Source organism: Betaproteobacteria bacterium, assembly GCA_016709965.1.
Lineage (GTDB): Bacteria > Pseudomonadota > Gammaproteobacteria > Burkholderiales > Rhodocyclaceae > Azonexus > Azonexus amarohabitans.
Window position 1 is genome coordinate 667,494 of record JADJLT010000006.1, and the last position, 25,767, is coordinate 693,260.

Genomic DNA, 25,767 nt, shown 5'->3' on the forward strand with positions numbered 1-25,767 from the left:
CTGCGTTTGCGGGCGATGCGACCTTGCGTTGGCGCATTCTAGCAGAAGGCGGAAGCCTTTCCATAACTATGGCTTATGGGTTTGTGGTCGACTGGACGCATCCCCCTTGCTGTTCTATACATTGCTTTGCTTTTCACCTAAAATCTGAGCCTCTGACGCACTTTTCGGGTTTTGGCTCGTTGGTGTGGTGACTATTCCGGCGGCAATGTCCGCCGTTTTCGTTTTTTGGGGTTGCCTCATGTCGCATGTCATGAATACCTATGCTCGGTTGCCGGTGGCGTTTAGCCATGGCCAAGGTAGCCGGATTACCGATACCGAGGGTAAGGAATACCTCGATGCGCTTTCCGGTATTGCTGTTTCCACGCTTGGCCACGCTCACCCCAAGCTTGTTGCTGCGATTGCCGCACAGGCTGGTCGCGTGTTGCATACCTCCAATCTCTATGGAATTCCCGGCCAGGACCAGCTCTCCGACAAATTGGCGAGCCTCTCGGGGATGCAGGAAGTTTTCTTCTGCAATTCGGGTTGCGAAGCGAATGAGGCGGCAATCAAGCTGGCTCGTTTCTACGGTCACAAGAAGGGTATCGAGACGCCGACCATTATCGTGATGGAAAAGGCGTTTCATGGTCGGACTATGGCAACCCTTTCCGCAACCGGTAACCGCAAGGCTCAAGCTGGTTTCGAACCGCTGGTTTCCGGCTTTGTGCGGGTGCCCTACGATGATCTCGATGCCATCAAGGCAGTTGCTGAACACAATAAAAATATAGTTGCAGTCATGCTGGAGATTATCCAGGGGGAGGGCGGGATTCATCTCGCTTCGGTTGAGTTCCAGAAAGGGCTCCGCCAGTTGTGTGATCAGAATGGCTGGCTGCTGATCTGTGACGAAGTCCAATGCGGCATGGCGCGCACCGGCAAGTGGTTTGGCTATCAGCACGCCGGGATTCAGCCGGATGTGGCGACCCTGGCCAAGGGTTTGGGTTCCGGGGTGCCAATCGGTGCCTGTATGGTTGCAGGCAAGGCAGCCGGGCTTTTCGGACCGGGAAATCATGGTTCAACTTTTGGTGGTAATCCTTTGGCTTGTGCGGCTGCGCTGACGACAATTGCCACGATCGAAGAAGATGGCTTGATGGCCAACGCGGAAAAGGTTGGGACGCTGATTCGCCAGCTGTATGCCGATGGCTTGGCTGGTTTAAGCGGCGTGGTTGAAATTCGCGGGCATGGCCTGATGATTGGTATCGAACTTGATCGGCCATGCAGCGAACTGGTCGGCAAGGCGCTGGCGGCTGGCCTGTTGATCAATGTGACGGCCGATAAGGTTATTCGTTTGTTGCCGCCACTGACTTTCAGTGAGAAAGAGGCAAAAGAGCTGGTTGACCGTAGCATCCCGCTAATCAGGGACTTTTTGGCGGTCTAAATGATGGCGATAAAACATTTCCTGCAATTCAAGGATTTCACGCGCGAAGAGCTTGAGTATGTTTTCGAGCGGACGCGCTGGATCAAGAACCAGTTCAAGTCTTACCAAAAGTACTGGCCGCTTTCGGACCGTACGCTGGTCATGATTTTCGAGAAGGCCAGTACGCGAACGCGTCTGTCGTTTGAAGCTGGCATGCAGCAGTTGGGTGGTTCGGCGATTTACCTGAATACGCGTGACTCCCAGTTGGGGCGTGGTGAGCCGGTCGAGGATGCGGCGCAGGTCATTTCGCGAATGAGCGACATCGTGATGATCCGTACCTTCGAACAGGACATCATTGAACGTTTCGCAGCCAATTCGCGCGTGCCGGTAATTAACGGGCTGACCAACGAATATCATCCTTGCCAGATTCTGGCCGACATCTATACCTTCATTGAGCATTGCGGCTGCATTCAGGGCAAGACGGTTGCTTGGGTTGGTGATGCCAATAATATGTGCAATACCTGGTTGCAGGCAGCCGAGGTCCTTGACTTCAAGGTGCATGTATCGACGCCACCCGGCTATGAAATCAATCAGGATTTGGTCGGTGTCATTGATAGTTCGCGCTTGAAGGTATTCGCTGATCCGATGGATGCTTGTCGAGGTGCGGATCTGGTAACCACGGATGTATGGACATCGATGGGTTTCGAGGCAGAAAACGAAGCACGGATCAAGGCTTTTGCTGATTGGTGTGTCGACGGTGACATGATGCGTGTGGCGAATTCTGAGGCGGTGTTCATGCACTGTCTGCCGGCGCATCGTGGTGAGGAAGTTACCGCCGAGGTGATCGACGGGCCGCAGTCTGTGGTTTGGGATGAAGCCGAAAACAGGCTTCACGTACAAAAGGCGCTGATGGAATACCTGCTCTTGGGCAGGCTTGAAACGAAATAAGGGAACGGAAATGAGCGACATCAAGAAAGTAGTACTGGCCTATTCGGGCGGTCTGGATACTTCGGTCATCCTCAAGTGGTTGCAGGATGTTTACCAGTGCGAAGTGGTGACCTTTACGGCTGACCTTGGCCAGGGTGAAGAGCTGGAGCCGGCACGTGCCAAGGCGTTGAAGGCAGGCATCAAGCCGAAAAATATCTATATTGACGATGTGCGCGAGGAGTTTGTCCGCGACTTCGTTTTTCCGATGTTCCGCGCCAATACCGTTTATGAGGGCGAATACCTGCTGGGTACCTCCATCGCCCGCCCGCTGATTGCCAAGCGTCTGATCGAGATTGTCAATGAGACCGGTGCCGATGCCATTTGCCATGGTGCAACTGGCAAGGGTAACGATCAGGTACGCTTCGAGCTGGGTGCCTACGCGCTTAAGCCGGGTATCAAGGTCATTGCCCCTTGGCGCGAATGGGATCTGATGTCCCGCGAAAAGCTGATGGCCTATGCCGAAAAGCATGGCATCGAAATCGACATGAAGCACAAGAAGGGCGGCTCCCCGTATTCGATGGACGCCAACCTGCTGCACATTTCCTACGAAGGCCGTCACCTGGAAGATCCGGCGGCCGAAGCCGAAGAGTCGATGTGGCGGTGGACCGTGTCGCCGGAAAAGGCGCCGAACAAGGCAGAATATCTCGATCTGGAATTTGCCAAGGGTGATGTGGTTGCCGTCAACGGCAAGAAGCTGAAGGCCCACGAAGTGCTGGCCCTGCTGAACGAGCTGGGTGGCAAGCATGGCATCGGGCGTCTCGATCTGGTCGAGAACCGTTATGTTGGCATGAAGTCCCGCGGCTGCTATGAAACCCCGGGTGGAACGATCCTGCTGCGCGCGCATCGCGCCATCGAGTCGGTCACGCTTGATCGCGAAGTCGCCCACCTCAAGGACGACCTCATGCCGCGCTACGCCAGCCTGATTTACAACGGTTACTGGTGGAGCCCGGAGCGCAAAGCCTTGCAGGTGCTGATCGACCATACGCAAGGCTGCGTCAATGGCATGGTTCGCCTGAAGTTATACAAGGGCAACGTGATTGTCGTGGGTCGGGACTCCGAGACCGATTCTTTGTTTGATTCGACCATCGCCACATTCGAGGATGATGCCGGTGCTTATGATCAGCGGGATGCGGGCGGCTTTATCAAGCTGAATGCGCTGCGCATGCGTATTGCCGCCAATCTTGCCGCACGCAAGGCAGGCGAGCCGGCAGTGAAGAAAGCGGCGGTCAAGCCGGCGACTGCCAAGGCCCCGGCCAAAAAAGCTGCCGCCAAGAAAAAAGGCTAAATGATGGAAGGCGGTACCGTATTCGGGTTCAATGAAGAGCAGATCGCGGATTTCTTCTCGACCTGGGGCGTTGGCGCCTTCATCATTTTCATGCTCTTCATCATTGGCGAGATCGCCTGGAAGTCAAAAGCAGGCAAGACGGGGACCTTCGTACTCTTCTTCGTACTTGCCTTCGGCATGGTGGGGTTTATCGCCAAAGCAATTATTCAGAAACTCTGGGGTATTTAAATGTCGCAATACGACAACGTTTCGGTGGTCAAGAAGGCCAATGTTTATTTTGACGGCAAGTGCGTCAGCCACACCGTTGTGCTGGCCGACGGCACCAAGAAGACGGTTGGCGTGATCCTGCCGTCCAGCTTGACCTTCAATACCGGCGCGCCGGAAATCATGGAAGGTGTTGGCGGCTCCTGCCGCGTCAAGCTCAAGGGTGAAAGCGAGTGGAAGACATACAGCGATGGCCAGTCTTTCAACGTGCCGGGCAATTCCAGCTTCGAGATTTCGGTTGCCGACGGCGAGTCCTATCACTACGTCTGCCATTTCGGGTAATCAACATGCCAAGCTTTGACTTCACCTCCGAAGCGGACATGGTGGCGTTGAAGAACGCCATCGATGTCACTGCACGCCAGATTGATAATCGCTACGACTTCAAGGGCACCAGCGCCAAGGTTGAGCTGAACGAGAAAGACAAAGTCATCACGATGTGGGGTGATTCTGATTTTCAACTCGACCAGATCAAGGACCTTCTTTTTCCCGCCATGGAAAAGAAGGAGAAGGAAAGCGTCAAGCGACTGGACCACCAGAAAATCGTCAGCGTTTCCGGTAACAAGGTGAAACAGGAAATGAAGATCAAGGACGGAATCGACAGCGATCTGGCCAAGAAGATCGTCAAGCTGGTCAAGGATGGCAAACTCAAGGTCCAGGCTGCGATTCAGGGAGAAACCGTGCGCGTGCAGGGTACCAAGCGCGATGATCTGCAGGCTTGCATTGCACTGATTACCAAATCGATTACTGATTTTCCGATCAAGTACGGCAATTTCCGGGATTGATTAGATTTCCGCGGTCAACCGGAAAAAAACGGGAAAAAATGAAAACGGGCTGAATCTACAGCCCGTTTTTTATGCACTCCTACGGATCAACGCGCCAGTCCCTTGATCCACACCGAATATAGTTGTGCTGACAGTTGGCGCATGACCGGGAGCTTCGCGGTGATGTCCGCCAGCATTTCCTCAGGTGTCTGCACGCTGGGGTGGTCGGTAACAACGATCGCTTCATCAGCCCATTGATCACACCACTTGGCGATCATTTCCGGTGTCATTTCGACATGGCATTGCATGCCGAGATGCGGGCCGAGCACGAACATCTGGTTGCTGCAGTAAGCATTCGAAAGCAGGCGGGTGGCGCCGCTTGGCATACTGAAGGTTTCACCGTGCCACTGAAAAACTGTACCAGGTTGCCCGGTGTAGTCACCCAGCCAGGCGTGTGCGATGGCATGGTCGTCGCTGCTCGCTTCACTCCAGCCGATTTCCTTGACCGGATTTTTGGTGACCTGTCCGCCCAGCGCTTTGCTCATGAGTTGTCCACCCAGGCAGTGGCCGATAACGGGTATGTTCCTCGCGACCGCATCGCGAATCAGAAGGCAGACAGGTTCGATCCAGGGGAGCGGGTCGTTGACGCTCATCGGGCCGCCCATGAAGCAGAGACCGGAATAATCCTCCGCTGTCGAAGGTACTGCCGTGCCTTCGTCAATGGCAATCAATTCCCACGGAATGCCTTGCTGCTCAAGGAATATGGCAAAATAGCCGGGACCTTCGGTAGGAGAGTGGCGGAAGATGGCGACAGGAAGCATGGCGATGAGAATATCCGGAAAATTGAGCCGTCATTGTACGTTGCTGGGCATGCTATCGTTTTTTACATCGATCCCGGTTTGGGCGCAGGACGTCGGCCTGGCCGGTATCATGGGCAGTAAGGCCATGCTGATTATCAACGGTGGCGAGCCGCAAACAGTGCCTGTCGGGCAGGCGCTGGATGGCGTCAAGGTGTTGTCGATTCAAGGCGATCAGGCCATGATTGAAGTCGGTGGCAGGAAGCGCCCTTTGCGTGTTGGGCAGCATGCCGTTGGTGTTGCCGGTGGCGATGGCTCGGGCAAGATCATGATGACCGCCGACGCCCAAGGCCATTTTTATACGACAGGCACGATCAACGGAACTTCGGTACGTTTTCTGGTAGACACCGGGGCAAGCATGATTTCACTCGGTGCGACTGATGCCCGGAGGATAGGGCTTGATTTCAATCGCGGACAGAAAGCGCTGACCAACACGGCCAACGGCCAGGCGGTGGTCAGCAAAACGCAGCTTGATACGGTGCGGATTGGTGATGTAACGCTGCACAACATTGATGCATTGATTCATCAGAGCGATATGCCGATGGCGCTGCTCGGCATGAGTTTTCTGAACCGCATGGAAATGCAACGTGAGGGCAGTACCATGACCCTGAAAAAAAGATTCTAGGAGAGAGATATGCCACAAAAAGATCAGGAAATAGCCCTGTTGCGTGAAGAGCTGGAAATGCTCATGGGCGAGCGACAGGCACTGTTGCGTGTTGCAGGCGCTTCGGCCGTGCTGGTTGCCAATATGGATAGCAAGCGGCTACCGGTCGGCGCGATCGAGTCGGCCGACTTGGTCGCAACGACGATCAACGACTTGTCTGAAGAAACCCTTCAGGATGCCCTTGCTGCGGTCAATGCCGAGATTGAGGAAGATTCCGCAGCGGCATGACTTTCGATCTGGAGCGCCTGCGGGCCAGTCTTTTGCCTGAGCCGCTGGCAGAGCATTTCGTCGAGGAAGACGGTGCTCACGACCAGCCGCTGACGCCGGCTGCAGTTCTGTTTCCCATTGTGCTGCGAAATGGTGGCCAAACCGTTTTGTTGACCCAACGCACGGCACATTTAAGGGATCATGCGGGGCAGATCAGTTTTCCCGGTGGTCGGGTTGAGGTTGAGGATATTTCTCCATCTCATACCGCCTTGCGTGAAACCGAGGAAGAAATCGGACTGAATCGCGAGCGCATCGAGATTCTCGGTTTTTTACCTGAATATCGAACTGGAACCGGCTTTCGTGTCACGCCGGTGGTGGCATTGGTGCAGCCACCGTTCGAACTGCGACCAGACCCGTTCGAGGTGGCGGAAGTGTTCGAGGTGCCCCTCTCGTTTTTGCTCGATCCGGCCAATCACCAGCTTCACTCGATGCACTACCGGGGGGCGTTACGGACCTACTTTGCCATGCCCTACGGTGAGTATTTTATATGGGGTGCCACAGCCGGAATGATTCGTTCTCTGGTTGAGCGTCTCGGGCTGCTCCAAGGTGCCTGAGCTTGTGGTATGGTGGCGTTTTGATACACGAAAATAAGCCGATTACGGCAACTTTCTGTCCCCCATGAGTCTTCTCTCGCTCATCGCAGTTTTTCTTATAGAACAGCTGCAACCACTTGATTACCGTCGCATCGTCGCCGACCCTGTCGGCGCGTGGGCGGATTTGGTCGAGTCCCGCTTTAACGCGGGTGCCGTTCGCCATGGCGCACTTGCGTGGTGCGTCGCTGTTCTCGTCCCGGTCATGCTGATCGCCATTGCATACTGGGTGCTCCATGCGCTCAACCCGCTGCTTGGATGGGTGCTCAACGTCGGGGTACTTTACGTGACGATGGGCTTTCGCCAGTTCAGCCATCATTACACCGAAATTCAACTAGCCCTGCGGATGGGCGATCTGGAGCGGGCCAGGCAACTGCTTGCCGAATGGCAAGGGATTTCGACCTACGGGCTTGGCGCTGAAGACATTGCACGCCTCTCAATCGAGGGCGCGCTGGCCGCTTCCCATCGTCACGTCTTTGCGGTTGTTTTCTGGTTTGTATTGCTGCCGGGGCCTTGTGGTGCCTTGCTGTATCGATTGGCATCCATCGTGCATCAGCGCTGGAATGTGGAAAGTGAAGTCCGGCAAACCGATTTTTCCACTTTCTCCAGGCGGGTTTTCGGTATGATCGAATGGTTGCCTTCAAGAGCAACGGCTGCAGCCTTTGCCATCGTCGGTGATTTCGAGGATGCCGTATATTGCTGGCGTACCCAGCCCGCGCAATGGCCGGATCGTGATCTTGGAATCGTCCTTGCTGCCGGTGCCGGTGCCTTGGGCGTGCAACTGGGACGGCCGGTTATCGAAGGTGCCGAGGTGTCGGATCGGGCCGAGTTGGGTCTTGGTGATCCCGCCGATGTGGATTTCATGCAGAGTGCCGTCGGTCTTGTTTGGCGAGCCACTGTGTTATGGATGTTGTTGTTGTTTTTGTTGGGGCTTGCCACGTTGGCGGGCTGAATAATTCTTACAGGAGATTTTCATGAGCAGAGATGTTGTCGTTCTGAGTGCAGTTCGTTCACCTATCGGTGCTTTCGGTGGTTCACTGGCTGATTTTGACTCCAGCGAATTGGCCGGGATCGTCATGAAGGAAGCCATTGCCCGCTCCAATGTCGACCCGCAGCAGATCAACTATGTAACTGTCGGTACCACAATGGCAACCGATAGCCGTTTCGCCTACGTATCACGCGTCGCTTCCATCCAGGCCGGCCTGTCGATGGAGTCGGTCGCCATGCAGGTATCCCGTCTGTGCGCGTCCGGCCTTCAGGGCATCGTGACGACTGCCCAGAACCTGATGCTGGGTGATGCTGATTACGGTATCGGCGGTGGTGTCGAAGTCATGTCCAAGGCTGCTTACATGCTGCCGGCCCTGCGTAGCGGCGCCCGCATGGGTGATACCAAGGCCATCGACTCGATGGTTGCCGTGCTGACCGACCCGTTCGGCGTTGGTCACATGGGTATTACCGCAGAAAATCTTGCCACCAAGTATGGTTTTAGCCGTGAAGACCAGGATGCCCTGGCTGTCGAATCGCAGCGCCGTGCAGCTGCGGCCATTGACGCCGGTCACTTCAAATCCCAGATCGTTCCGATCGTCAAGCAAACCCGCAAGGGCGATGTCGTGTTCGATACCGATGAACATCTGAAGCGTGGCACCTCCATGGAGTCGCTGGCCAAGATGAAGCCGGCGTTCAAGAAGGACGGTACCGTTACTGCCGGTAACGCGTCCGGTATCAATGACGGTGCTGCGTTCTTTGTGCTGGCTGCTGCCGACGTTGCTGCCAAGAATGGTCAAAAAGCTCGCGCCCGCATTGCCGGTTACGCTGTCGCCGGTGTGCCGAACGACATCATGGGCGAAGGCCCGATCCCGGCAACCAAATTGGCCTTGAAGAAGGCTGGTCTGACGCTGGATCAAATGGATGTTATCGAATCCAATGAAGCCTTTGCTGCTCAGGCTTTGGCAGTCACCAAGGTGCTGGGTCTCGATCCGGCCAAGACCAACCCGAACGGCGGCGCAATCGCGCTCGGCCACCCGGTTGGTTGCTCTGGAGCCTTCATTGCTACCAAGGCCCTGTACGAACTCGAGCGCATTGGCGGTAAATATGCGCTCGTTACCATGTGTATCGGTGGCGGCCAAGGTATTGCGGTGATCTTCGAACGCGCCTGATCACAGCGTTGTTTAAGTTAAAAACCCGCCGGAGCGATCCGGCGGGTTTTTTATTTTGCACCATGTTGAAAATGTCGCGCACCTTTGCGGTGCGTCAATAGTTCGAAAGTAGTATCGAGTGCATGATTTAAGGCTTGTTTCCGGGTGGCATGGAATCTGCTGAAACCTGTATGAGAGCATACTTAGCGACGAGTGGAAAAAATGAACTTCTATAACGAGATGGTTGACGCCAACGGAAGCGTCCGGGAGCACTACAAAGGATACGATGACTGGCTTAAGGCCACGCCGCCCGAGCGTATCGCCCGCAAGCGAGCAGAGGCGGATCTGGCGTTTCACCGAGTCGGGATCACCTTTGCGGTCTACGGAGAGGAATCCGGCAAGGAACGTCTGATTCCGTTCGACATCATTCCACGCGTGATTCCCGCGCCCGAATGGAAATCGTTGCGGGCCGGATTGACCCAGCGCGTAAAGGCACTGAACATGTTCCTTCATGATGTCTATCATGATCAGGAAATCCTGAAAGCCGGCAAGATCCCGGCCGAGCAGGTGCTAAAAAACGCCCAGTTTCGTCCCGAGATGATGGGGGTGGATCTTCCGGGTCAAGTCTATGCGCACATCGCCGGCGTAGACATTGTTCGCGCCGGCGAGGGCGAGTTCTACGTGCTGGAGGACAATCTACGCGTACCGTCCGGTGTTTCGTACATGCTGGAAGACCGCAAGATGATGATGCGTCTCTTCCCCGAATTGTTCGCCAAGCACAAGGTGGCGCCGGTTCAGCATTACCCGGACATGCTGCTGGAAAAACTTCGTGCCGTGGCACCGATAGGTGTTTCGGATCCGACCGTGGTGGTACTGACGCCCGGCGCCTATAACAGCGCCTATTTCGAACACACCTTTCTGGCTCAGCAAATGGGGGTTGAACTGGTTGAGGGACGCGATCTCTTTGTCAAGAATGAAGTGGTCTACATGCGCACGACGCAGGGGCCGCAACGCGTTGATGTCATCTACCGGCGTCTTGACGACGACTACATGGATCCCCTGGCTTTCCGTTCTGACTCCTCATTGGGCGTGCCGGGTATCCTGAAGGCTTACCAGGCTGGCAATGTGGTGCTTTCAAATGCCATCGGGACGGGGGTTGCTGACGACAAGTCGATTTATCCGTATGTGCCGGACATGATCCGCTTCTACCTCGGGGAGGAGCCGACGCTTAACAATGTGCCGACCTACATGTGCCGCAAACCGGATGAACTGAAGTACGTGCTCGATCATCTGGCTGAACTGGTGGTCAAGGAAGTGCATGGCGCCGGTGGCTACGGCATGCTGGTCGGGCCGGCTTCGACCAAGGAACAGATCGAGCATTTCCGCCAGCTGCTGATTGCCAAGCCGGATGGCTATATTGCACAGCCGACGCTGGCGCTTTCCAACTGCCCGACTTTCGTCGAAGAAGGTATTGCACCGCGTCACTTGGATTTGCGTCCCTTCGTCCTGTCGTCGGGAAAGTGCGTGGATATGGTGCCTGGTGGTCTGACCCGCGTGGCGCTGACCAAGGGGTCGCTGGTTGTCAATTCGTCGCAGGGCGGCGGTACAAAAGATACGTGGATTCTGGAGGATTAAGCCATGCTAAGTCGAACTGCCGATCATCTCTTCTGGATGTCCCGTTATATTGAGCGGGCTGAAAATCTTGCCCGTCTGCTTGATGTGACTTATCAGATGTCGCTGGTGCCTCAATCGCTCAATGCGATTAACCAGAGCTGGAACGCCATCATTACCTTGAATAGTCTGGATGAGACCTATAGCGCAAAGTATTCCACGGTCAACGGTGAAAATGTTCTGAATTTCATGGTCAGCGATCGGGACAATCCTGCGTCCATATTCAGCTGCCTGCGGAGTGCTCGCGAAAATGCGCACGCGGTGCGCGGCACGCTGACCACCGAAATGTGGGAAACCTTGAATTCCACCTGGCTGGAAGCTCGCGAAAAGACATTTGATCAGCTTTACCAGGCCGGCATCAGCGAGTTTTTCGAGTGGGTCAAGACGCGTTCGTCGTTGTCGCGTGGAACGACGCTCGGCACCCTGCTACAGGATGAGGCCTATCATTTCATTCGTATCGGCACGCTGCTCGAACGCGCCGACAACACGGCGCGTATTCTTGACGTGAAATATCACGTGTTGCGTCCGCAAGGTGATGAGGGTGCCACCGACTTTTATGAATGGGGAGCCCTGCTGCGCTCGGTCTCGGCTTTCGAGGTTTACCGCAAGGTCTACCGCGATGTCATTACGCCGGAGCGAGTCGCTGAACTGCTGATTTTCAACAAGGACATGCCGCGCTCGCTGCAGTTCTGCCTGAACAGCGTTGTCAAGAATCTGGGACTCATCGCCAACAGCAATTCCGGTGAAACGCAGCGTCAGGGTGGCATGCTCAACGCCCAGCTACGCTATGGTCGGATCGAGGATATTCTTGAACACGGCTTGCATGAATGGCTGACCGATTTCATGGACCGCATCTACATGCTCGGAAATGGAATCAGCAAGGACTTTCTGGTGCCTTCGGTCGAAACTGCCTGACCTCAAGATTTCGGGGCGTTGCCCCGACATTGCCTGTACTAATGCTTCGGCGCCTGATTTGATCAGGCGCCGAAGTGCTTTCAGGGCTGGTTTGGGGCGTTAGCCAGGATGCTGCATGCGCCATGCAGTCAGTGCCGCGATGGCTTCGTCCAGCGTATGCAGGTATGACATGCCTGCCGCAGGGGAAAGGCGGGTCGTGCCGCTACCGCCCACCCAGAGTGCGGTTTCTTCCGGCAGAAGCTGGCGTAACTGCTGCAACAAGGCCGGAATCTGGCGTTGCGGGAAGGCACCTGAAAACGAGAGGGCAACAATGTTGGCGTGATGAGCTTCTGCCGCCCGTACGATTTCCAGTAGTGGCATTTGGGTGCCAAGCGGAATGCACTCGGCCCCCTCCAGTGCAAATAGCAATTCCACCATCAGCAGCCCGAGCACATGGGCTTCTTCCGGTACGCTGGTCAGTAAAATCCGTGGCGCCCGCGTGCCGCCCGGCAGCGTCGAGATAGCTTGGCGCAACAGCCGCTTGGTCAACTCGGTGAATAGATGTTCTTCGAAGACTTCGAAGCTGCCATCCTCCCAGCGTTCACCCACTTGTTGCGTGAGCGGCGCCACCGTGTCCTGGACAAAACGCTGCAGGCCTTGTCGGGCCAGACGCTGCTGCATCGCCTGCTGGTACGCGGCTGCATCGTGCTGTTTGATCATGGCGAGCAACTCCCCCAACTCTTCGGCATTGGCCTGCGTGTTTGCATCTGTCGGCTTCGAGCGGCGAGGCGTTAGCGCCATCAGTTCCGTCGCTGGCGTGGCGATCAGCTTCCCGGGGCGATGTCCCTGATCCATCAAGCGCTTTATCAGGCGCAGGCGATCGACCTGATCGGCAGGATAGCTACGTTCCCCGTTGCTGTCGCGATCAGGTACCGGAAAGCCGTAGCGCCGTTCCCACATGCGAAGAACATCTTTGGAGAGGCCGGTGTCACGTTCGACAGCGGCAATATTGAAACCGGGTGTATTCATTATTTGTCCTGAACAAATGTTAGACAAACCGTTGACATGCAGACATTTGATGGCTATCTTACGAACAAATGTCCTGTTTGTCTAGGACAAAACAAACAAGGAGCAGGACATGAAATTAACCCTCAAGCGCTGGCTTGGCATTGTTGGTCTGCTATCAGTCTGCACAATCTCGCCCTTGGCGAGCGCTAATGAGTGCCCGTCGCTGCTCAATCACAATTTTACCCGTCTGCAGGATGGCAAGCCGATGCCGCTTTGCCAGTACGCGGGCAAGGTATTGCTGGTGGTCAATACGGCCAGCTACTGTGGTTTTACGTCGCAATACGATGGTCTGGAAAAGCTCTACGCCCGGTTGAAGGACAAGGGGCTGGTGGTTCTCGGCTTTCCGTCCAATGACTTTGGCGAGCAGGAGCCGGGCAGTGACAAGGAAATCGCTGACTTCTGCCGGCTGACCTATGGCGTTGAGTTTCCGATGGTCAGCAAGACGGTGGTCAAGGGCAAGCAGGCCAATCCGTTCTATCTGAAGCTGGCCGAGCTGACGGACAGCCGCCCGAAGTGGAATTTCCACAAATATCTGATCAGCCGTGATGGCAGCAAGGTGCTTGCGTTTGGCAGCTTGACCAGGCCGGACGACAAGGAATTGCTGGCGAGGATCGACGAATTTCTCAAGTAATCCGCAAACGTAAGGAGAGAGCCATGAATTACCCGGAAATAACGTCTGTCAGCATGCCCACCGCACGACCGGAATGTTTCGCTGCGGAAATTTGTGCATCCATTCTCAGTGAATGTGCGTATGGAGCAGTGAGTGGCATCAACGAGCAGGGGGAAGCATGAACAGGAAGCAACGCGTCGCCGTCGTCGGCGCCGGCATCTCGGGGTTGGCCAGCGCCTGGTTGCTGAGTCGCGACCATGAAGTCACGCTGTTCGAGGCCGGAGCCTACCTCGGCGGCCATACCAACACCATCGATGTCACCCTGGAAGGCCGGACGCACCCGGTGGATACCGGCTTTCTTGTCTTCAACGAAAAGACCTACCCGAACCTGATCGCAATGTTCGAGCTATTGGGCGTCGATAGCGTCGAGACAGAAATGTCCTTCGCCGTCAGCCTCGAAAACCCGGATCTGGAATGGGCTGGCAGCAATCTGGCCACGGTATTCGGGCAGAAACGAAATCTGGTCCGTCGACAGTTCTGGTCCATGCTTTCCGACATCCTGCGCTTCAATCGCGAAAGCATGGCGTGGCTGGCATCGCATCCGGACAACCAGCGCAGCCTGCGCGATTTTTTGGCGGAAGGTCGCTATTCCGGCGCATTTTCGGACTGGTACCTGCTGCCGATGGCCGCCGCGATCTGGTCGTGTCCGACCGGGCAGATGCTCGACATGCCGCTTGCCACCTTCATTCGCTTCTGCCAGAACCATGGCTTGTTGCAGGTTTTCGACCGGCCGATGTGGCGGACCGTGAAAGGTGGCGGCCGGGCGTATGTACGGAAGATTGCGACGCAGCTTGAAGACGTTCGGCTGGCTTGCCCGGTCTTTGCGGTGACACCCGATGGCAATTCGGTGAAATTGACGCATGTTCACGGCAGTGAGCGTTTTGATCAGGTGGTCATGGCTTGCCACAGCGATCAGTCGCTGGCCATTCTTGGCTATGCCGCCTCTGATGCCCAGCGCGAAGTGCTCTCAGCCATTCGTTACCAGCCCAATCGCGCGATGTTGCACACTGACCGCGCCTTGCTGCCGCGTGACGAGAAGCTGTGGTCGGCCTGGAACTATTTTGCTGGTCGCGGTGAACCCGGCGATCAGCCGGTCGGTGTGTCATACCTGATCAACAAATTGCAACCTTTGCCCTTCAAGACGCCAGTCGTGGTCACGCTCAACCCGGCACGTGAGCCTGATCCGGCCAAGGTGATTGCCGAGTTCGACTACGCACATCCAATTTTCGATGGCCCGGCGATTGCCGCACAGCAACGGCTGGCTTCGGTGCAGGGCGAAAATGGTATCTGGCTGGCCGGTGCCTGGGGTAGTTACGGCTTCCACGAGGATGGCCTGAAATCTGCGCTCCGCGTGGTCAACGGCATGGGTGTCCGCGCCCCGTGGCAGGGTGAAGCGGTCGCCGCGCGTCAGTTGGAACGTGCCTGAGGCTGCCATGAACAAGCCGCGAATTTTCCTCGGCAACGTGATGCACCGGCGGCTACGGCCGGCCGTCAATGCGTTTGTCTATCCGGTCTTCTACATTCAGTTGCCGGTACGACATCCGGAATTGGCAAATTGCCCGATTTTTTCGGTTGACCGCAGCAATCTGCTCAGCTTCCGCACCAAGGATCACGGTGCGCGCGATGGTAGTCCGCTATTGCCGTGGATACAGGCCCAACTGCGCCAGCGTGGCCTGCCGGACGATGGTGAAATCACGCTGCAATGCTTTCCGCGGGTTTTTGGCTACGTCTTCAATCCAGTCAGTTTCTGGTTCTGCCGCAATATCGAGGGGGCGCTAATTGCCGTGCTGGCCGAGGTCAACAATACCTTCGGCGGCCGCCACAGCTATCTGCTGCACAACGCCGACGGCTCACCCTTGCGCGATGGTCAGGAAATCTGCGCCAGCAAGGAATTCCACGTCTCGCCCTTTAATGAAATCGAAGGCGGTTACCGTTTCCGCTTCCACCTCGATCGCCCGCTTCCGCTGGCCCGCATCGATTACGACGATGCCGAAGGCGAGTTGCTGCTCACTTCAATTTCCGGAAAGCCGCGCGCCTGGTCTACCGCCGCCTTGCTTGGCGCTTTCCTGAAAATGCCTTTTCTCACCGCCGGCGTGATGTTCCGCATCCACTGGCAAGCCGTGAAACTCTGGCTGAAAGGGGTGCCATTCCGTGGCGCCCACGTCTCTCAACCCATAGGGCGTATTCACAGCAAGCGGTGGGACTGCGTTTGCCGGGACGGGATGGACGCCAAGGCACGAGGCGCTGGGAATGGTTCCTCCATTCCCGAGCCGAGTAACGCCGGCGACCGTCCGCCCCGGCAAACCCGAAGGGCAAGGGTCTGGCGGGGCGCATTGCTGCGTTGCCGCTCGCTTGTGCAGATTACGGCACGGCACGACCGGCGCCTGGCACTGCATCCCCGCCAGACCCTTGCGCAGCCCACCGCTTACTGTGAACACGCCCTAAAGGAACCCACCAAATGAACACGATGACTCTGCGCGCTACCGACCAACTCGCCCGCGACACCCGTCTGGTCTTCGAATTACTGGAAAAGCTGCAAGGCGGCATGTTGGAAATCCGCTTGCCCGGGGGCGACTGCCGCCTGTTTGGTGACGGCGAGCATGGTGTCACCCTGCACGTCCACGACGAAGCCATGTTTGGGCAGGTGCTGGCCAAGGGGGACATCGGTCTGACCGAAGCCTACCTGGATGGGCAGTGGGATTCGCCGGATATTACCGGCCTGATGACGCTGCTGGCGGCTAACCGTGAGCAGTTGAAAAAGGCCGTCTATGGCTCATGGCGCAATCTGCTGGCCGCGCGTGTCCGCCACTGGCTGAACAGCAACAGCCGCAGCGGCAGCAAGCGCAACATTATGGCGCACTACGATCTGGGCAACGACTTCTACAAACTGTGGCTCGATCCGAGCATGAGCTATTCCGCCGCGGTCTATCGCGATGCCGATGATGGCTCGCTGGAAGCCGCGCAGCATGCCAAGTACCGCCGGATCCTGAATTGCCTGAAGGCGACGGATGGCCAAAAAGTGCTGGAGATCGGCTGCGGTTGGGGTGGCTTTGCCGAAATGGCGGTGCAGCACGGCTTGAAGACGACCGGTCTGACCCTGTCGCCAGCCCAGCTGGATTGGGCGCAAAAGCGCGTTCCCGCTGCCGACCTGCGTTTGCAGGATTACCGCGATCTCAACGAACAGTTCGACCACGTCGTCTCCATCGAAATGTTCGAAGCCGTCGGTGAACGCTGGTGGCCAACCTACTTCAAAACCCTGGCCAAGGCCCTGAAACCGGGCGGCAAGGCCGTGGTGCAGAGCATTACCATTCGCGACGACATTTTTCCGGAGTACCGGCGCAGCACCGATTTCATCCAGCAATACATCTTCCCCGGCGGCATGCTGCCATCGCGTGCCGCCTTCCGTGCAGCAGCGGCGAAGCAGGGCCTGGTCGTTCGCGAAGAGTATGCCTTTGGTCGCGACTACGCCCGCACGCTGGCCGAATGGCGCCATGCCTTCGAGGTACGTTGGCCCGACATTCAGAAACTCGGTTTTGACGAACCCTTCCGCCGCCTGTGGCGCATGTATCTCTGCTACTGCGAGGCCGGCTTCCTGGCCGGAAATATCGATGTGGTCCAGTTTGAACTCGCGCATCGCTAAGCGGGTGGCCCGCGGGGCTTGGAATAGCGATTCCCGCGGTCAACCGGAAAAATCGGCCAAAAATGAAATGTTTCGGACGGTTCGTCGCCGCCTGCTGCTTGGCCTGGCGGCACTCCCGTTTGCCGCCTTCGCCAATACCGACCCGACGACTGGTCTGAAGCGTTGGGGCAACGGAGAGTTTCGTCGCTTCGGTTTCCTGGTCTATGAAGCGACCTTGTGGGCTCGCGATGATCCGCAAAGACCGCCGCTCGCTCTGCGTCTGGACTACAAGCGGACAATCGCCGGTGCCGCGATTGCCGAGGCCAGCGTCAAGGAAATGCGTGCGCTCGGTGCCGACGAAGGTGTGCTGAAGCGTTGGGGTGAGCAGATGACGCGGCTGTTTCCCGATGTCAAAACGGGCGACTACATCATTGGTCAGTATCGGCCGGAGGGCGCCAGTTTTTATTTCAATGGGCGGTTGCTGGGTAGCGTCGATGATACGGGCTTTGCCCGCGCCTTCTTTGGTATCTGGCTGGATGCCAGGACCAGCGCCCCGGATTTGCGGGCAGCATTGTTGAAGCGCTCGTGATGAAAGGTGTTCGCCTTTCCTCAACCTTTTCTTCCGCACTTGATGCGCGGGAGTACTTTTTTTTGGCCATACACAAGAAACTACGCCCGCCACCAAGCCCGAACTCCCTGCATTCTGAGAGAACGCAGTTTCATTTCTGCACCCTTGCCAGCGCGGCATCACACCAAACAAAATGAACACAGGCCGCGTCCTCGCCTACGGCGTCCTCGGTTTGCCACTCGCTTTCGCGGCGCTCCCCATCTACGTCCACGTCCCGCATTTTTACGCCGAAACCGCCGGCATGGAACTGGCCATGCTTGGCGTCATCCTGCTCGGCGCCCGTTTGCTTGATGCCGGAATCGACCCCTGGCTGGGCTGGCTGGCGGATCGTGTGTCACGGCCCCACATGTTGGCGATTGCCTTGCTGCCCTTCGCGCTGGGCTTTGTTGCGCTGCTGAATCCGCCGGTAAAACACGCGGCGATCTGGTTGCTCGGCTCGCTGGCACTGACTTACCTCGGCTTCTCGGCGGCCAGCGTTGCCTATCAGGCTTGGGGGGCGGATATCGGTGTTGATTCGGGCCTTAGAACCCGGTTGACCGCCGCCAGAGAAGGCTTTGGCCTGCTCGGTGTCGTTCTCGCAGCGGCCTTGCCGACTGTGCTGGCGGCAAACCTCAGTGAAGGCATCACCCGCCTGAGCTGGATATTGCCACCGCTATTGCTTATCGCTGCCGCGACCACCTTCAGCCAGGTTGGCGTCGGCAAGCCGCTGCTCGCTGCCAGCCAGCCGTTGCTGCCTAGCCTGCGCCGGGTTTTTGCCGATATCGCTTTCCGCCGCCTGCTCATCGTGTTTGTTGCCAACGGCATTGCCGCTGCGCTACCGGCCACACTTTTCCTGTTTTTCGTGGCGGACGTGTTGCAAGCGGAGTCCGCCAGCGGCCCACTGCTCGCGCTCTATTTCGTGGCCGGGGCGGCGTCATTGCCGCTTTGGGTCGGACTCTCTGCCCGGCGTGGGCGGGTCTTTGCATGGTTGGTGGCCATGGTGGTTTCCATGCTTGCTTTCGCCGGCGCCAGTTTGCTTGGCGGCGGCGATGTCTGGGCATTCGCCGCCATCTGCATTGCTTCCGGTCTGGCGCTGGGTGCCGACCTCGCCTTGCCGGCAGCCATTGCAGCCGACCTGGGCGAACGCCAGGGGCAGGCCGGTGCCTGCTTTGGTGTCTGGAATTTTGTTGCCAAACTCAACCTGGCGCTCGCCGCCGGGCTTTCACTACCTTTGCTCGGTGCGCTCGGCTATGTGCCGGGCGGCAGCACCGGCTTACCGGCCCTGACTTTTGCCTACGCGCTATTGCCGCTTGCCTTCAAGGCGCTGGCTGGCGGGTTGCTCTGGCGCTGGCGCCATTCACTGGAGATCTGACCATGAAACTCTTGCTCACTGCTGCTTTGACCTTGGGGATAGCGGGTTGCGCTTCGACGGGTGTCGAACAATATCGGGCCGAGCAGCCAACGCTCGATATCAAAAATTATCTCAACGGTACGCTGGATGCGTGGGGGATGTTCCAGGGGCGATCCGGCGAAGTCAAAAAGCGCTTCCATGTCGTCATTGACGCCAAGTGGACCGGCGATACCGGCGTTCTTGATGAGAACTTCAAGTGGTCCGACGGCACGACCTCGCGCCGTGTTTGGACGCTGACCAAGCAGGCTGATGGCAGTTTCCGCGGCAGGGCAGATGATGTTGTCGGCGAGGCTATCGGCGAAGTTTCCGGCAATGCGCTGCGTTGGCGCTACGTGCTGGCGCTGCCAGTGGACGGCAAGGTTTACAACGTTGATTTTGACGACTGGATGTTCCTGATGGACGACAAGGTAATGATGAACCGTTCCTACATGTCGAAATGGGGCTTCAATTTGGGCGAAGTGACGTTGACCTTCGCGAAACGCTAAGGGCGGCGCCCATGTCTTCGAACCCGAAAATCATTGACTGGCAGGGCAAGCGGGTCTGGCTGGTTGGCGCCTCCAGCGGTATCGGCGCTGCCGTTGCCCATGAGCTGGCAGGGCGTGGTGCCCGGCTGGCGCTGTCGGCTCGCCGCCCCGACAAGCTTCAGGCGCTGGCGATTGCCGACGCGCTGATTCTGCCTTGCGATGCGACCGATTCCGGCAGCTTGGCCACAGCCCGGCAGTCCCTCATCGACCAATGGGCAGGGATCGATCTGGTCATTTATCTGGCCGGCGATTACGTGCCGATGCGCGCTGACAGCTTTGATCTTTCCATCGCCGAGAAAGTGGTCGAGATCAATTTCAATGGCGCCATGCGTCTTGCCGCGACGGTACTGCCGGATCTGAAAGCAGGCGGTGGCATTGCGTTTGTGGCCAGTGTCGCTGGCTATCGCGGCCTGCCCAAGGCGCTGGCTTATGGGCCGGGCAAGGCGGCGTTGATTCATTTTGCCGAAGTGCTGCATCTCGATCTGACGCCCAAAGGCATCGGTGTCTGGGTAATCAATCCGGGCTTTGTCGCAACGCCACTGACTGCAAAAAACGATTTCACCATGCCGGCGCTGCTCACCCCGGAACAGGCGGCGATTGCCACGGTCGACGGCTTTAAATCGGCAAAATTCGAAATTCACTTTCCCAAGCGATTTACCTGCGTCATGAAACTCTTTGCGTTGCTGCCCTACCGCTGGTATTTCCCCTTGATTCGCCGCTTTACCGGAGGCTGAGATGACCCTCGACGACCTGGTTGTTTTCTACAATGAATTCTCGCCGGCGAGTGTTGCGCGCTTTCCTGAGTTTTACAGCGACAATGCCTATTTCAAGGACCCGTTCAATGAAGTCCGCGGCCTGCCCGCCATTCAGCGGATTTTTACCCACATGTTCGGGCAAGTGGCCGAGCCACGTTTTGTTGTTACCGAAAAAGTGGTCGATGCCAACGGCGCCATGCTGGTCTGGGAGTTTTACTATCGGGTGCGTTTGTGGGGCAAGGGCGAGGCGCAAGTCATGCGCGGCGTCTCACACCTCAAGTTCGATCCGGATGGCAAGGTCAATTACCACCGCGATTACTGGGATGCCGCCGAAGAGCTGTACATGAAGCTGCCGGCCATCGGCACGCTGATGCGTGGCTTGCGACGAATGCTGGCGGCCTGAGTGATGGCGAGCTGCTGGAGAAGCACGTAAAAAAGCCCGCATCACTGCGGGCTTTTTGTTTCAGCGGAGGCTGAGAATTACTTGGCGGCCTTCTTGACAGCCTTGGTCGTGGCGCTGGTAGCAGCAGCAACGTTGTTCTGGGCCAGCTCGGTCACTTGCTTGGCGGTCTTGCGCATGTTGTCGAAAGCCGAGGTAGCAGCAGCGATGGCGCTTTGGACGGCGGCGACAGCAACGTCAGAACCGGCCGGTGCAGACTTGGCAGCCTTTTCCAGCATGTCAGCAACAGACTTCTGGAAGTCGCCGAATTGAGCTTCAACCATCTTGGCCAGTTGTTCCTGGGTTTCGGTAGAGATTTCGTAGACCGACTTGGAGTAAGCGACAACCTTATCAACGCTCGGCTGGGCCAGCGAAGCCTGGATGGACAGGGCTTCTTGCGGATCCTTGGCGCTCATCAGAGCCTTGGCGTTGGAGACGGAATCTTCCAGAACCGAGCGGGCGGTTTCCAGGTTCAGGGTGGCGATACGCTCAGCAGAAGCAAGGGCGGTATTGGCAACGGACAACAGGGAATCGACAGCAGCCTTGTTAGCGGCGGCGAACTGCTCGGGATTGATAGACATCGGACGCTCCTTTAGGGTTTAAATAAAAGTGACAACGAATGCATTGTAACAGTAAATCTCACAAATTGCTGCGGTGCACCATAAGATTTTTCTGACTTAGATCAACATGTTAGCGTTTAAATATCAAAACAGTCGTTTCAAACAATGATTGATGACTTTCGTGATATCTCGAGTTTTGCTACTAAATGTTGCGAAACTCCTTGTGCGAGCGTGGTCTTACCAATTTGATATTGTGCACCATCGGGGTGCGTTTTAATAGTCTGATTGTCAGCTTTCTTACGTTGTAAATTTGCAACACGTTGGGCCGGCAGTGGTGGGTTCCGGTTCCTGATTGGTTTTGGTGCGGGGTGATAGAATCCGCCCGGCTTTGGCACTTGCTACTTTTTTCTCCCTGATCGGACCGTTATGCATTTCGACATCATCATCATCGGCGCTGGAGCGGCCGGCATGATGTGCGCCGCCCAGGCTGGCATGCGCGGGCGCCGTGTGTTGTTGGTCGATCATGCTGAAAAGCTTGGCGAACGGATTCGCATTTCAGGTGGTGGGCGCTGCAACTTCACCAACCGAACTGTCAGTGCGGACAACTTTCTCTCGCAAAACCCGCATTTTTGTCGATCGGCCTTGGCCCGCTTTTCGCAATTCGATTTCATCGCCATGATGGAGATGCGGCGAATTCCATTTCATGAGCGAGAGCACGGGCAGCTTTTTTGCGACGAGTCAGCGCAGGAAATTATCGACATGCTGCGCGATGCCTGTGACGATGCCGGAGTGAAATGGGCCTTTCCTTGTGTGGTGCAACACATTGAACGCCACGCCACCGAGGTGGCGAAGCGTTACGCTGTTGCCACCGACAACGGCAGTTTTACCTGCCAGTCGCTGGTGGTGGCCACAGGGGGGCTGGCCATTCCAAAAATTGGCGCAACGCCTTTCGGCTACCGACTGGCAGAGCAATTCGGCATTCCGGTGATTTCGCCCAAGCCCGCCCTCGTGCCACTGGCGCTGGCCCCCGAGTTGCTCGAACCAATGAAGCCATTGGCTGGCGCAACGCTGGATGCTGTCGCCCAATTTGAAGATGCGCAATTCCGTGAGAATGTACTGATTACCCATCGTGGCCTTTCCGGGCCGGCAATTCTCCAGATTTCCAGTTACTGGCAGATGCAGGAATATCGGCGGGGCAAGAAGCAGCCGGTTGAGATTGATTTGCTCCCCGGCGTTGATGCCGCGGAATGGCTGGAGGAGCACCGGCAGGGCAGGGTGCATTTGCCCAATCTACTGGCTGAATACCTGCCACGCCGATTTGCACATGAATGGTGTGCCCAGCAAGGTGGCGAAAAGCTGCTCACGCGGCCGATCAGCGAACTCGGTCGGCGCGATCTGGAGATGATTGCCGGCAGACTCAATGCCTGGCCACTGATGCCGGCCGGCACCCTGGGTTTTGCCAAGGCGGAAGTTACGCTGGGCGGCGTATCAACCGATGCGTTGTCATCGAAAACGATGGAAGCCAAGGCCGCGCCCGGCCTGTACTTCATTGGCGAGGTGGTTGACGTGACCGGCTGGCTGGGGGGCTACAACTTCCAGTGGGCATGGTCGTCAGGCTGGGTGGCGGGACAATTCGCCTGAATACTTGAAGTGCGCGCGGTAATCCTGGGCTTTCCGGACAACCCCATTTTTTAGACGCACTCGGCCTCAAATCCCGCATCAACGATGGCCTGGATAATGTCTTCCGGGCTGACGAAGCGACCATAGTCAATGCTCGCCTCTCCTTTCTCGCGAGATATTTCCAGATGGCCGATATTGGGCAAATCCTGGATGGCGTTGGCAAGTATGCGTACGCTGGAGTCGTCGATTAAGCCGGTGATCTTGAGAAGCAAGTTTTCCATGGGGAATTTGTTTGTGGATTAGGGATAGCTGGGTTGGGCAGCAGCTTTTTCATGAAGTTCGCGCTCCGAGGGCTTTCTGTTGTCGGCTCACGAGTTAAGTCTGAATGGTGAGCTGTCTTGCAATCAATGGCGCGATGGTTTCAGTGAACTTGATGCATTGCACATGTTGCGTTGTTGAATGTAAGGAGTTATAAATGTAACAAATTAAATAAAATTGGTGGAGCAAGGTTTGGTGCAATCACGAGATACGCATTCATTGATAATTTCCGGCATGGTGCTGTTTGTCGGCTTGTGCCTTTCGTATTTTGTGGTTGCCAATTACCAGCAGACACAGGCGGAATTCAGGCAAACGCGCTTTCAAAGCCTTGTCGATAAAACATATTCTCATTTGCAGGAACGAGTCCTGTCCTATGAGCATGGCCTCAGGGGAATGCGAGGGGCATTTCTGGCTGCCGGCCCGAGCGAGATGACTCGCCAAAAATTTCGTTTGGTTTTTGAGTCGCGCGATCTTGCCAAAGAGTTTCCCGGGTCGCGTGGCTTCGGCTATATTCAGCGCGTACTCCCCTCCAATGAGAAGGACTTCCTGCTGGATGTCGCCAAACGGGATCATGAGGTATTTCAGATACGGCAACTCTCGGAAAACTCCGAAGAGCGTTTCGTTATCAAATATCTCGAACCGGAAGCACTCAATCGATCAGCCATCGGGCTGGATATTGGCTCGGAAAGCAATAGGCGTGCAGCGATGCTCAAAGCGATACGCTCTGGTCGTGCCTCGATAACCCGGCCGATCACATTGGTACAGGCCAATGGTTTCGTTGGCCAAGGCTTTCTGTTGTTGCTGGCGCTCTATCCCGAATACCCGATTGTAAAAGATGAAGTTTCCCGCGAAGCCACGGCCTTGGGGGCAACCTATACACCGTTGGTGATTGAAGAGGTTCTGGAAAACATCAATCCAATTGGGGATGGTATAAGCCTGAGCTTGAGCGATGTCGACAGTTCGGCGGGGAATGTCGTTTTTTACAGGGCGGGAAAGGCAATCGAATCCTATCCCGAGCTTGCGATCACGCGCCGCTTTGACGTATTTGGTCGAGAGTGGCTGGCGGAATTTCGGGCTACCCCGCAGTTCGCAGCAGGTGTTCCCAAAGACGATAGCCTGGCCTTGGGGGCGATCGGTATTACGGTGTCGCTGCTGCTCGCGCTGCTGGTCTTTCGGCAGCTCCATAGCCGTGTTCTTTTACGCAGGACCAGCGAGCGTCTTCAGGTGCTGGTTCAGCAGGCGCCGGTCGCCCTTGCCATGTTCAATCGCCAGATGCAGTACCTGGCAGTCAGCCAGCGCTGGATCGACGATTTCGGGCTGCATGGTCAGGATCTCATTGGCGTCTCTTGCTGCGATCTGTTTCCGAATGCGCCCCAGAGTTGGCGCGAGATTCATAAAAAGGCGTTGGCGGGCGAAGAAGTCAGTAATCACAGTGAGCAATTCGAGCGTGAGGACGGTTCCCTGCGCTGGCTGGAATGGGGTGTTCGCCCCTGGCATGGCGCAGATGGTGACATTGGCGGTGTAGTGATCTTTTCCGAAGATGTCACCGAACGCCACAAGTTGATTTTCGAGCTTGAACAGGCAAGAGATGCGGCTGAGGCAGCAAATCGGGCCAAGACACTGTTTATCGATAACATGACGCATGAAATGCGTACGCCGATCCACCAGATTTCAGGTATTGCCAGCCTTATTTCCCGCGATGCACAGACTGACAAGCAGAAAAGGCAGCTTGGCTTGCTCGGTACTGCGATAACGCGCCTTAATGCGATGGTTAATAGTGTGCTGACGGTGGTTGATCTGGAGAGCCGCATGACGTCGATCCAGCTTAAATCGATCGATATTGGGGAAACTGTTGGAGGCGTCATGGCTCTCATGACGCCGCGTGCCGAAGAGAAGCAGCTCACCATCGGATGCCATCTGGACCCGTTCCCGTCGGATATTCTGGGTGACACCAGGCATCTTAAAACGATCCTTGCCTGTTTCTTGAACAACGCCATTAACTATACAAACCGTGGAACGATCACAGTTCGTGCGCTTCTGCAAAATCAGAGCGATAGTGCTGCCACGCTTCGCATCGAGGTACAGGATGAAGGTGAGGGAATCGCTCCCGAGGTGATGCCGAAGCTGTTCGAGTATTTCGAACAAGCTGACAATTCCCATACACGCAAGCATGGCGGGCTTGGCGTTGGCTTGGGAATCGTCAAAAAGCTTACCCGATTGCTGGACGGCGATGCCGGCTGTGAGAGCACGCTGGGTGTCGGAAGCACATTCTGGGCGACGGTCGTGCTCCCCAAAGCGGCACATCGCGAGCCAGACGCTACTCAGGTAGCAACCGAGGACTTCCACATCTGATTGCTCACCGAGTTTTTGCGGCCGATTGCTTCAATCAGCAGCGGCGGCAGAAACAGTGA

26 protein-coding genes and 2 pseudogenes are annotated in these 25,767 nt (G+C 56.6%); 24 read left to right on the plus strand and 4 right to left on the minus strand.

Annotated elements, in window-relative coordinates; genetic code table 11:
- The first annotated feature begins 238 nt into the window (after nt 1-238).
- The 6 genes and pseudogenes from IPJ12_17755 (at nt 239) to IPJ12_17780 (ending at nt 4,708) form a co-directional block, all read left to right on the plus strand.
- On the plus strand, nt 239-1,411 hold the full coding sequence (locus IPJ12_17755; protein ID MBK7648941.1) for an aspartate aminotransferase family protein: 1,173 nt from the start codon (nt 239-241) through the stop codon (nt 1,409-1,411).
- Nucleotides 1,412-2,338 (plus strand): ornithine carbamoyltransferase, encoded by a 927-nt coding sequence (gene argF / locus IPJ12_17760; protein MBK7648942.1) that lies wholly within the window; start codon nt 1,412-1,414, stop codon nt 2,336-2,338. It abuts the gene before it with no gap.
- A 10-nt stretch (nt 2,339-2,348) separates the two neighbouring features.
- A pseudogene (locus IPJ12_17765) lies at nt 2,349-3,572 on the plus strand (argininosuccinate synthase).
- A gap of 93 nt (nt 3,573-3,665) precedes the next feature.
- The gene (locus IPJ12_17770) at nt 3,666-3,890 is read left to right on the plus strand and encodes a DUF2788 domain-containing protein (GenBank protein MBK7648943.1); all 225 of its coding nucleotides are present in this window, start codon (nt 3,666-3,668) and stop codon (nt 3,888-3,890) included.
- On the plus strand, nt 3,891-4,208 hold the full coding sequence (locus tag IPJ12_17775) for a pyrimidine/purine nucleoside phosphorylase (GenBank protein ID MBK7648944.1): 318 nt from the start codon (nt 3,891-3,893) through the stop codon (nt 4,206-4,208). It begins immediately after the preceding gene.
- 5 nt (nt 4,209-4,213) lie between these two features.
- On the plus strand, nt 4,214-4,708 hold the full coding sequence (locus tag IPJ12_17780; GenBank protein ID MBK7648945.1) for a YajQ family cyclic di-GMP-binding protein: 495 nt from the start codon (nt 4,214-4,216) through the stop codon (nt 4,706-4,708).
- A gap of 86 nt (nt 4,709-4,794) precedes the next feature.
- On the opposite strand, the gene IPJ12_17785 is transcribed toward IPJ12_17780, so the two are convergent.
- The gene (locus IPJ12_17785; protein MBK7648946.1) at nt 4,795-5,508 is read right to left on the minus strand and encodes a type 1 glutamine amidotransferase; all 714 of its coding nucleotides are present in this window, start codon (nt 5,506-5,508) and stop codon (nt 4,795-4,797) included.
- 49 nt (nt 5,509-5,557) lie between these two features.
- Here IPJ12_17785 and IPJ12_17790 point away from each other — a divergent pair, with 49 nt between their 5' ends.
- The 7 genes from IPJ12_17790 to IPJ12_17820 all read left to right on the plus strand — a co-directional run bounded on the left by IPJ12_17790 (nt 5,558) and on the right by IPJ12_17820 (nt 11,786).
- Nucleotides 5,558-6,169, plus strand: a complete 612-nt coding sequence (locus tag IPJ12_17790) for a TIGR02281 family clan AA aspartic protease (GenBank protein ID MBK7648947.1) — start codon at nt 5,558-5,560, stop codon at nt 6,167-6,169.
- 9 nt (nt 6,170-6,178) lie between these two features.
- On the plus strand, nt 6,179-6,436 hold the full coding sequence (locus IPJ12_17795; GenBank protein ID MBK7648948.1) for a hypothetical protein: 258 nt from the start codon (nt 6,179-6,181) through the stop codon (nt 6,434-6,436).
- Nucleotides 6,433-7,029, plus strand: coding sequence for a CoA pyrophosphatase (locus IPJ12_17800; protein ID MBK7648949.1), 597 nt, complete (start codon nt 6,433-6,435; stop codon nt 7,027-7,029). Before IPJ12_17795 ends, IPJ12_17800 begins: the two co-directional genes overlap by 4 nt.
- Before the next feature lie 64 nt (nt 7,030-7,093).
- Entirely contained in the window at nt 7,094-8,017 is a 924-nt protein-coding gene (locus IPJ12_17805) for a CobD/CbiB family protein (GenBank protein ID MBK7648950.1), read from the plus strand.
- 22 nt (nt 8,018-8,039) lie between these two features.
- A complete protein-coding gene (locus tag IPJ12_17810; GenBank protein ID MBK7648951.1) occupies nt 8,040-9,221 on the plus strand; it encodes an acetyl-CoA C-acyltransferase family protein in 1,182 nt (393 codons plus the stop codon).
- Between the two features lie 201 nt (nt 9,222-9,422).
- Nucleotides 9,423-10,835, plus strand: a complete 1,413-nt coding sequence (locus tag IPJ12_17815; protein ID MBK7648952.1) for a circularly permuted type 2 ATP-grasp protein — start codon at nt 9,423-9,425, stop codon at nt 10,833-10,835.
- A 3-nt stretch (nt 10,836-10,838) separates the two neighbouring features.
- On the plus strand, nt 10,839-11,786 hold the full coding sequence (locus tag IPJ12_17820; GenBank protein MBK7648953.1) for an alpha-E domain-containing protein: 948 nt from the start codon (nt 10,839-10,841) through the stop codon (nt 11,784-11,786).
- 99 nt (nt 11,787-11,885) lie between these two features.
- Here IPJ12_17820 and IPJ12_17825 read toward each other — a convergent pair whose 3' ends face one another.
- Nucleotides 11,886-12,794: a MerR family transcriptional regulator gene (locus IPJ12_17825; GenBank protein MBK7648954.1), complete on the minus strand. Its 909-nt coding sequence runs from the start codon at nt 12,792-12,794 to the stop codon at nt 11,886-11,888.
- Nucleotides 12,795-12,903: 109 nt separating this feature from the next.
- Between IPJ12_17825 and IPJ12_17830 the strand changes: the two genes are divergently transcribed.
- The 9 genes and pseudogenes from IPJ12_17830 to IPJ12_17870 all read left to right on the plus strand — a co-directional run bounded on the left by IPJ12_17830 (nt 12,904) and on the right by IPJ12_17870 (nt 20,822).
- Nucleotides 12,904-13,464 (plus strand): glutathione peroxidase, encoded by a 561-nt coding sequence (locus tag IPJ12_17830; GenBank protein MBK7648955.1) that lies wholly within the window; start codon nt 12,904-12,906, stop codon nt 13,462-13,464.
- 157 nt (nt 13,465-13,621) lie between these two features.
- Nucleotides 13,622-14,929 carry an FAD-dependent oxidoreductase gene (locus IPJ12_17835; GenBank protein ID MBK7648956.1) on the plus strand — a complete coding sequence of 436 codons (1,308 nt, stop codon included), beginning with the start codon at nt 13,622-13,624 and terminating at the stop codon, nt 14,927-14,929.
- 7 nt (nt 14,930-14,936) lie between these two features.
- A pseudogene (locus IPJ12_17840) lies at nt 14,937-15,659 on the plus strand (DUF1365 domain-containing protein).
- A 302-nt stretch (nt 15,660-15,961) separates the two neighbouring features.
- Entirely contained in the window at nt 15,962-17,143 is a 1,182-nt protein-coding gene (locus IPJ12_17845) for a class I SAM-dependent methyltransferase (protein MBK7648957.1), read from the plus strand.
- A 67-nt stretch (nt 17,144-17,210) separates the two neighbouring features.
- Nucleotides 17,211-17,711 carry a chalcone isomerase family protein gene (locus tag IPJ12_17850; GenBank protein MBK7648958.1) on the plus strand — a complete coding sequence of 167 codons (501 nt, stop codon included), beginning with the start codon at nt 17,211-17,213 and terminating at the stop codon, nt 17,709-17,711.
- Between the two features lie 172 nt (nt 17,712-17,883).
- Nucleotides 17,884-19,101, plus strand: a complete 1,218-nt coding sequence (locus tag IPJ12_17855) for an MFS transporter (GenBank protein MBK7648959.1) — start codon at nt 17,884-17,886, stop codon at nt 19,099-19,101.
- A 2-nt stretch (nt 19,102-19,103) separates the two neighbouring features.
- Nucleotides 19,104-19,625: a DUF3833 domain-containing protein gene (locus IPJ12_17860; protein MBK7648960.1), complete on the plus strand. Its 522-nt coding sequence runs from the start codon at nt 19,104-19,106 to the stop codon at nt 19,623-19,625.
- A gap of 11 nt (nt 19,626-19,636) precedes the next feature.
- Complete coding sequence (locus IPJ12_17865; protein ID MBK7648961.1) at nt 19,637-20,398, plus strand: SDR family NAD(P)-dependent oxidoreductase; 762 nt, start codon at nt 19,637-19,639, stop codon at nt 20,396-20,398.
- 1 nt (nt 20,399) lies between these two features.
- On the plus strand, nt 20,400-20,822 hold the full coding sequence (locus tag IPJ12_17870) for a nuclear transport factor 2 family protein (protein MBK7648962.1): 423 nt from the start codon (nt 20,400-20,402) through the stop codon (nt 20,820-20,822).
- A gap of 77 nt (nt 20,823-20,899) precedes the next feature.
- On the opposite strand, the gene IPJ12_17875 is transcribed toward IPJ12_17870, so the two are convergent.
- Nucleotides 20,900-21,439 (minus strand): phasin family protein, encoded by a 540-nt coding sequence (locus tag IPJ12_17875; protein ID MBK7648963.1) that lies wholly within the window; start codon nt 21,437-21,439, stop codon nt 20,900-20,902.
- 405 nt (nt 21,440-21,844) lie between these two features.
- Here IPJ12_17875 and IPJ12_17880 point away from each other — a divergent pair, with 405 nt between their 5' ends.
- The gene (locus IPJ12_17880) at nt 21,845-23,059 is read left to right on the plus strand and encodes an NAD(P)/FAD-dependent oxidoreductase (protein ID MBK7648964.1); all 1,215 of its coding nucleotides are present in this window, start codon (nt 21,845-21,847) and stop codon (nt 23,057-23,059) included.
- A 50-nt stretch (nt 23,060-23,109) separates the two neighbouring features.
- Here the strand turns inward: IPJ12_17880 and IPJ12_17885 are convergent, their stop codons facing one another.
- Complete coding sequence (locus IPJ12_17885) at nt 23,110-23,319, minus strand: heavy-metal-associated domain-containing protein (GenBank protein MBK7648965.1); 210 nt, start codon at nt 23,317-23,319, stop codon at nt 23,110-23,112.
- Nucleotides 23,320-23,590: 271 nt separating this feature from the next.
- Between IPJ12_17885 and IPJ12_17890 the strand changes: the two genes are divergently transcribed.
- Nucleotides 23,591-25,708 (plus strand): CHASE domain-containing protein, encoded by a 2,118-nt coding sequence (locus IPJ12_17890; protein ID MBK7648966.1) that lies wholly within the window; start codon nt 23,591-23,593, stop codon nt 25,706-25,708.
- Nucleotides 25,709-25,767 lie beyond the last annotated feature (59 nt).